This window comes from Pseudomonas fluorescens, assembly GCF_000968015.1.
Taxonomy (GTDB): Bacteria; Pseudomonadota; Gammaproteobacteria; order Pseudomonadales; family Pseudomonadaceae; genus Aquipseudomonas; species Aquipseudomonas fluorescens_W.
Genome location: NZ_LACH01000063.1, coordinates 70,931 through 77,299 on the forward strand (window position 1 = coordinate 70,931; position 6,369 = coordinate 77,299).

At 59.6% G+C, this 6,369-nt stretch carries 6 protein-coding genes and 1 pseudogene; 1 reads left to right on the plus strand and 6 read right to left on the minus strand.

The features are described from left to right. Window positions 1-35: 35 nt before the first annotated feature. From nthA to VD17_RS26100, 5 genes are all read right to left on the minus strand, one after another. The gene (gene nthA / locus VD17_RS26080) at window positions 36-635 is read right to left on the minus strand and encodes a nitrile hydratase subunit alpha (protein WP_046056342.1); all 600 of its coding nucleotides are present in this window, start codon (window positions 633-635) and stop codon (window positions 36-38) included. A gap of 91 nt (window positions 636-726) precedes the next feature. Further along, window positions 727-2,241, minus strand: a complete 1,515-nt coding sequence (locus VD17_RS26085; protein ID WP_046056343.1) for an amidase — start codon at window positions 2,239-2,241, stop codon at window positions 727-729. Window positions 2,242-2,406: 165 nt separating this feature from the next. Next, the gene (locus VD17_RS26090) at window positions 2,407-3,276 is read right to left on the minus strand and encodes a transporter (RefSeq protein ID WP_046056344.1); all 870 of its coding nucleotides are present in this window, start codon (window positions 3,274-3,276) and stop codon (window positions 2,407-2,409) included. Between the two features lie 135 nt (window positions 3,277-3,411). Next, window positions 3,412-4,470, minus strand: coding sequence for an aliphatic aldoxime dehydratase (oxdA, locus tag VD17_RS26095; protein ID WP_046056345.1), 1,059 nt, complete (start codon window positions 4,468-4,470; stop codon window positions 3,412-3,414). 24 nt (window positions 4,471-4,494) lie between these two features. After that, window positions 4,495-4,683 (minus strand): hypothetical protein, encoded by a 189-nt coding sequence (locus VD17_RS26100; protein WP_046056346.1) that lies wholly within the window; start codon window positions 4,681-4,683, stop codon window positions 4,495-4,497. Between the two features lie 373 nt (window positions 4,684-5,056). Here VD17_RS26100 and VD17_RS26105 point away from each other — a divergent pair, with 373 nt between their 5' ends. Continuing rightward, the gene (locus tag VD17_RS26105) at window positions 5,057-5,992 is read left to right on the plus strand and encodes a helix-turn-helix domain-containing protein (protein ID WP_046056347.1); all 936 of its coding nucleotides are present in this window, start codon (window positions 5,057-5,059) and stop codon (window positions 5,990-5,992) included. A gap of 82 nt (window positions 5,993-6,074) precedes the next feature. Here the strand turns inward: VD17_RS26105 and VD17_RS26110 are convergent. Then, window positions 6,075-6,369 (minus strand): annotated as a pseudogene (locus VD17_RS26110) (TetR/AcrR family transcriptional regulator); the annotation flags it as partial.

A 6,369-nucleotide genomic window follows, 5' to 3' on the forward strand; every position in this document is an offset into this window, starting at 1 on the left:
ACCTCCGAAAATTAGAAGATGAAGTGTCTTTTGGGTCAACGTACGCAGGGCAAGGCAACCCCGATCAGCACATCCTTGGTCACCAGTTTCTGAAGTTCTTCTTCACTCATGTGCTCGGAGCCTTCGGGCCTTACGGGCAGTACCAGGTAGCGGCTTTCCGCGCTGGTATCCCAGACTTTGACGACCACGTCGGCTGGCAATTCTGTGCCTAACTCACGCAGCACGGTGCGTCCTTCGCGAACCAGACGCGCGCGGAACTCAAAGCCCTTGTACCACTCCGGCGGCAACCCCAGGACCGGCCAGTTGGTGCAAGAGCACAGGCTGCAGACGATGACATTTTTCAGCTGGGGCAAATCCTCCAGCGCCACGATGTATTCGCCTTGCGGACCGGTGAAACCGAACTGGGCACACGCGGCGGTGCCGTCTCTGAGCAACAGCTCTCGGAACTGCGGATCCACCCAGGCCTTGGCGACCACGCGGGCACCGTTTTCCGGGCTCCATTGGTGCACCATCAATTCGGTAAGCTGCTCGATATAGCCCTCTGGGATCAGTTCCTTGTCTTTCAGAACCTTGAACAAGGCCCAGGCTCGCTCGCTGGGCGTCGAAGTGGATGCTGGGGATACAGTGGTGCTCATGGTGTAACTCCTCATCGGTTAACACGGTCAAAAAAGTGATGATCGCGCCCGGTTTTTTTATTGATGTCCGGGAGGTTTGGGGGAGACAGCCTTACAACGTTTTCCAGTCGACAGCGGCCTCGAACGCTGCCGCTGCCTGGTAAATCGTGCCTTCGGCATAGTGCTTGCCAACGAACATCAGCCCCACCGGCAGACCGTCAACCAAACCGCACGGGATCGACATGGCCGGATGGCCGGTAATGTCCTGTGGCGCGGTGTTGCCGATCATTTCCAACGCTCGGGCCACGTAGTCGGTGATCGAACAACCCGGCTCTGGGTGGGGCTGGGCAATGATGGGCACGGTCGGCATGACCAGCAGGTCATAGGTCTCCAGTGCCTTGTCGTAACCGGCCCGGGCAAAGCGTGCGATGTTCTGTGCCTTGGCGTAGTAACGACCGTTGTAGCGTTCCAGGCCGTACTGGCCGACGAACATGCACAGCTTGAGCGACGCGGACAATGCGTCCGCTTGTTCACGCCAACCGACCTGTTTATCCAGCAGGCCGACGTCGTAGAGCCCCTTCCAGTTAAAGCCTGCGCCATTGCCATGCATCATCTGCATGGTCAGGCCTTCGCAGCCGATGGGGTGCCACAGCGAACCTGCCAGGTTGTGCTCGGGCACGGAAACCTCTTCGACGCGAGCGCCCAAGGCCTCGAGTCGGGCGATGGCGCCGCGTACCTTGTCGGCAACACGTGGGTCCTGGTTGGCCAGCTGGAAGCCTTCCTGCAGGATGCCGATCCGGAGCCCGCTCACACCTCGTTCCAGATAGTCGCAATAGGCGTCGACTTGAGGGGCCGCCTGGCGAGGATCGAGCCCGTCGGCTCCGGCCATGACTTCCAGCATCAGCGCGTTATCACGCACAGTGCGGGTGATTGGACCGGCATGGTCGATGGTGGCCTCGATTGCCATGATCCCGGTGTAGGGCACCAGACCGTGGGTCGGCTTCATGCCATAGGTGCCGCAGAACGCTGAAGGGATGCGGATCGAGCCGCCTTGATCGCCGCCGACCGCCAGTTCCACCTCGCCGGCTGCCACCAACGCAGCGCTTCCGGAGGAGGATCCGCCGGCAGCGAAACCGTGCCGGTATGGATTGTGTACGGGCGCCGGATCAGACGTATGGCTGCCACCGGAGAGGCAGTAGTGCTCGCAGGTTGCCTTGCCCAGGATGGTCGCCCCGGCGTCTAGCAAACGGGTCACCACGGTGGCATCGAACGAAGGCACGAATCCTTCCAGCGGAGCGGCCCCGTTCATCATCGGGACACCAGCCAGAGAAATGTTGTCTTTGAGTGCAACGGTTTTACCACTTAGCTTGCCCTCGCAAGCGCCCGTCACCTCAGCTCTGTAGTACCAGGCGTTAAGTGGGTTTTCAGCGTCGGAAGGGCGGTAGCCGGAACTGCGGTCGTAGCGCACGGGCGGAGTAAAATCCGGCAACTCGTCGACCAGGTCGTAGGCATCGAAACTTGGCTGCATGAGTGCCAGATATTCCACTGCCTGCGCGTGCGTCAGCTGCATATTCAGCTGGCCAGCGATGTCCTGCAGTTGGTCGAGGGTAGGGCGAACAATGGCCATGTTTTTTCCTATTCTTTTGTCTGTGATCGGTGACTCGAAAAAACATCTGGAGCGACATCAATCTGATTGGTAGCAGGGATCAAGTTAGGCATCCCTCTCAGCCTTTGCTTGGCTGAGAAGGACAGCCATTTGGTTGAAAAGGACAACCTGCTGCGCGTGGCGCGCTCAGAACACTTTCAAGAGGCGCAGGTTCAGGCGTGCGCTTTCCTTGAAGCCTTGTTCGACCTCGATGTCCGTGCCGATCTGCGCTTGAATCTGCAACGTGGGCTCGATGAAGTGCGTGACGGTAAAACGTCCATAGGAGGTGGAGACACCATCGTGCTGATCGACACCGTTCAAGGTGGTCGCCGAGCCCGTGATGTAGCCCCCGCCAACGGCGAAGGTGGTGCTCGGCGTCCAGTTGTAGCGCACGGCGGCCTGGTACTCGTAGCGGGTGTTTTCTTCCAGCTTCGCCCCGCTCGAGCCATAGTCATTGTTGGCCGACGCCCACGTGGCGTCGGCCACCGTATCCAGTGCCCATTTCGGGGAGAAATGGTGGATGTAGGACGCCTGAAGCGTGGCGCGCCAGCGGTTCTCGCCGAGGTTCAGGGCATCGTTTTTGTCGTAGCTCCCCACCGGGAAGTACAGATAGGGTGCCAAGCCGAAGATGTCCTTGTTCGCGGTGGGCAGTGTCCACTTCAGCGGCGCGGTGATGACTGGGTCGCCGATGCCGCGAGTATCGCCTAAGGCGCCGATATCTCCCGAGGCGTTCAACTGGCCGAAAGGCAACAGAATCTGCGGTTCCCATGAGAGGTTTTCTGACAGGCCGATGGCGTGCACATAACGCAGGATGCCGATGTCCGAACTAAGCCTGGAGTCGTCGGAGACCTTGTGGCCGTTCTGGTACAGGTCCGAGCGGTCAGCGTGCTGGTAGTAGAGCAGCAAGGCGTTGGCACCGGCCGGCAACGGCTCGAAATCGCCTGGAGCAACCTCAATGGCCTGGCTTTTGACAAAGGGCAGCATGCCCAGCACGAGTAAAGAATGACTCAACTTCATGAGCGATTTCCTGGCAAAAGGGCCCCCAACCCCATGCGCTAGAGATAGGGGGCCAAAAAATATTCGGGGGTGAGGTCAGTGTCAGGGCGGAATCTGGATCAAGACCGCCCGTGGCACGCCGGGTAGCGTCGGACGTCAGGTTGTCGGGATCAGCGCATCACGCAACATGCCGGTTTCCGGGTGGCAGTTGATGTACTCGAACACCTGATCCTTGGCGTCGGACACCGAGACTTCGTGGTAGAGCCGTAGCTTCGACAGGCTGGTGGCGACCCGAAAGAAGGTCACGAAGATCCGCAGATGGGTCGGATGGGATTCGGCCCAGCGCTCGAGTTTTTCCAGGGAGCGCCAGTGGCCAATGTTGTAGCTCAGGTTCAGAAGGTTGCCGTCAAGGTCGATGTAATTCACGAAGCGATTGCTGTAGCAACCCAGGTCCTTGCCACTGTCGCGCAGGAAGTCCATACCGGCCTGCAGCGTCGGCAGAATTTCGTTGAGATAGAGCGATCGTTCTTCTTCACCAGCATCAGCCCAGTCCTGCCCGGAGCGGATCAGTGCGACATTGTCGTGGCCTTGCACGACGACGCGCCCACCTTTGGCCGGGTCGCCGGCGATCACCGTCAGTTCACCGCAAGGTGCCATCCAGTCGGTTTGGGAAATCGGGAAGCGGTCACGCATCGATCCCCAGTAACCGTGCTCTTCGATTTCGTCACTGACGGTGTTCATCAGGGCGCCGACGCCGGGTAATTCCTCGCGAAAGCCATACAGCGTCTCGAACTGCTCGGCCCGCGGCGCGACAATTTCCCGAAAGTAACCGAGACCGTCGCTCAGGCGATCCTGCGACGACCACCATTCGGTGACCTCAGGCGAGCGCAACCAACGGCAATGGGCGGCCGGGTCTTTCCAGTAACCGACGATCATCAGGTTGTCGTAACCGCTGCTGTCGGTGTGGTGAGTCAGGTCATGGCTCAGGGGGCCGTCGGGCAGGCTCAGGCTGACGGCAATGTGGCGCATGGCGTGCAGGGCTGCTGCACGCCGATCCTCCCCACGGTACTGCACTCCCAAATAGCCCATCACCACCTGTTCCACTTGCTCATCGGCGCGCCCAACCCACATGGGGAAGGGGGGTTGGTATTCATCAGGGACGCGACGAGACAACGTCCTAGGGCATTTGAGGTGTTTATCGATCGCAGATTCCATGGGGGGCTCCTTGGTTTATTTTTTTTAGGCGTACGGTTGGCTGTTCAACGTTTTGACGGGCGCTGGTGTCTTGCGGTTGGCGCAACTCATCCGGCGTCGCAGCGCCAGAGTCCCCAGCTCTAACAGGTAGGAGGCGAACTCTTCAGGCGCCAAGTCGCGCATCTGCAAAAGCCAGGATGAATCGGACAGTCGCTGCGGCTCTGGCGGATGCATGGGACGCCTCATCAGTCGTGGTGGGTGGGACACGGTGTGGGGTAGAAGTTAGGCGGGGACGGCGCAGTACGCTTGGCTCGTACGGACAACCGTTTGGCTAGAAAGGACAGCGCCTGAAAGCAGGGTCAGGACGATGAGCCGCATTGGTGCGCGGGCTCCGTCAGGAGGCGAACAGGTGCATCGATAACGGGCAGGCGCAATCCAGGTGAAGCGTTAGCGGGATCCTGTCTCTCTCCCGAGCGTACGGGGTGTCGGACATTTCAGGCGCACGTACAGTCGTCAGGAAAAAGGGGGAGTGGCCTGCTAATTGCTAATCAGGGAACCAACGTTACAGCCACCGTTGTTGTCCAGCCGCCGCAGTGAGGTGAATGCCATGAGTCATAGCAATCAGTATTCAACCCTTGCCGTTGCGGCTCCACGTCGCTTTGATTACTGGAAAGAAGTGGTGTGCCGTCACTGCCTGGCGGCCGACAGCAAACCGTTGGAGCAGAGCGATTTCGATGGGGCGCTGGAGGTCCACGGCATGGGTCCGCTGGACATCTGCACGCTGTCCTCGCCACTGCATTTTTGGGAGCGCTCCCCCCAGCATTTGCGCAGTGGTCCCGATGAAGATCTGTGGCTGGGTTTCACCCGGCGTGGCTATGGTGAACTGGAGCAGGGAGGGCGCAGGGCAACGCTGGCGGCGGACAATTTGTTTCTTTATGACGCATCCCAGACGTTCCGATTCAGCCTGGGTGGTACCGAAAACCACTTGGTCCGCATTCCGCGACAGTTGCTCAGCCAGCGGTTGCCAGGCGTAGCAGGTTGCACAGCCGTGGTTCTGGACGATCGCCGTCCAGGGGTGATTCCGTTGCGCGAGATGTTGCATCAAGCGGCGAGCATACCTGCGAGCTTTCAAGACGAGGGGCTGTCCAGCCGGTTTTCCAACACCTTGCTTGACCTCCTGGCGATCAGCCTGGAACTTCAGGACTTGAAGACGACCCATGAGGAGCTGGATCTTTATGGTCGGATCATGAACTACATCCACCAGAATCTGACCGATCCGGACCTGACGATCGAGCGCATCGCTCAAGTGCATTATGTGTCCACACGAACCGTCACGCGCGCGTTCGCCCGTTACCAGAAAACGCCGGTCGCGGAGATCTGGAAAGAACGCCTGCTCGCCAGTCGCGAGGCAATAGAACGCGGCCAGGTACGCAGCATTTCTCAAGCGGCACTGGATTTCGGTTTCTCCGATTTCTCCCATTACAGTCACGCTTTTCGCAAGGCCTTTGGTGTGGCTCCTCATACACTCCTGCGCAGAACTTGAGAAAGGCTCTAGCATTCACAAAAAACGCCACTCATTGAGTGGCGTTTTTTTGTGCATGAGATTTATGTTCAGCGTCCGGCCATCAGCCCTGCTTTGACGAGCGTTCAGAGCCTGAGGCATGAGTCGCCTGCAACGCGCCCTGCAGGGCACTCATCACCATGTCTTGCAGCAGCTTGCGGCGTGCTCCCTTGCTTGCCTGGGGCTCCCCAACCCAGGCCGGCAATTGGTTGAGGAGGGAGACGATGCCGCTCAAGGTGGCGCGTCGGGTGGCACTGGTCGGTTTACCGGTGAGCTGCTCGACAACGTCCACCAGGTGCTCCTCGTAGCGTCGGCGCAGGGTCAGGATCAAGGCCTGCTGTTCGCTGCTCAGGCAATGG